We start from the raw sequence: 953 nt of genomic DNA, 5'->3' as shown, positions 1-953 counted from the left end.
GCTGTCAGTCAGGCTGGGCTGAGCTGGGCCGGGGAGGCACACTCCGCCGTCACTGACGCAGTTATGACGGCTCGGGTGGTAAACAATATTGCCGGATACTGGCGTGAGATCCAGTGTGAAATGAATGATGGCGCAGGGAGATAACGCTGCTCTCTGGCTGGTCAGACAGCTGCAGGTATTAATTCAGGAGTCTGGAATGGAAAATATGATGAAAACTATGCGTGAGCATTTTCCCACGAGAACAGTGGTGATCGAGCAGTCTCTGGATATGTTTGGCGTCAAACGAAATGAGGACGGGACGTTACTCTTCCCGCGTCACTCCGATAAACGTTTTCCCATTGCACGTATCCGTAAGCGACTGGCGGCTTATGGCTGGCGAGGCGAACGTCTGAATAAGGAGGTAGCGCGTATCGTCGCGGGCCCTGATATTTACGCTGGGAGAAATGAATACAACATTATTTTCCCTTACGGATGGGAGAAGAAGCAGCTGACGCGTGAGATGCGGCGAATGTTTCCCCGTAAGACGGGCCGACGTGTGCTGATTATGCTGGATGAATTACATCATTTTTCTGACTTGCGGGAGAAGCCGTGACGCTGACAGAAAAATCGGGCCATCTGGCATGGTGTGCCCTGGTGGCGCTTGCGCTGGCCAGGCAGGAGGGTGGCGTTCTCTCGCCGGCACAGGAAAATCTCTTTCTCATCCGCTGGCTGGCGACTGCGCTGAAGCAACGGCGTTTCCCCCGGGAGATAAATCCGGACATCGAGTGGCTGTTGAAACAGAGGCGCCAGCTGGGCGTCAGCGCGAAGCTGGCCAGCAAGCTGAATTACCTCTGGCGTTCCTGCACCGGCGAGTTGTCCGAGCAGAACGACCTGTTCCGGCTGACGTATGCTCTGGAAACAGCGAAAGATATGCACTGGAACTACCGTCTGCTGAGCGATCGGGAATGGTCAGG

At 55.2% G+C, this 953-nt stretch carries 2 protein-coding genes; both read left to right on the top strand.

The genetic code is table 11. The annotated features are described in order from the left end of the window. The first annotated feature begins 124 nt into the window (after positions 1-124). Positions 125-592, top strand: coding sequence for a hypothetical protein (locus tag ABD361_RS30385; RefSeq protein ID WP_344440196.1), 468 nt, complete (start codon positions 125-127; stop codon positions 590-592). Next, on the top strand, positions 589-953 hold a 365-nt coding region (locus ABD361_RS30380; protein ID WP_344440194.1), incomplete at its 3' end, for a DUF2913 family protein. The genes ABD361_RS30385 and ABD361_RS30380, both read left to right, overlap by 4 nt.

Source organism: Streptomyces luteosporeus (genome assembly GCF_039532865.1).
Classification (GTDB): Bacteria; Actinomycetota; Actinomycetes; order Streptomycetales; family Streptomycetaceae; genus Streptomyces; species Streptomyces luteosporeus.
Note: the sequence above shows the minus strand (reverse complement) of the source record. Positions and strands in the feature narration are given on the sequence as shown.

Excerpts from the sequence above, each read along its gene's own strand:
- ABD361_RS30385 (WP_344440196.1), top strand. The coding sequence starts at position 125 with ATGATGGCGCAGGGAGATAACGCTGCTCTCTGGCTGGTCAGACAGCTG.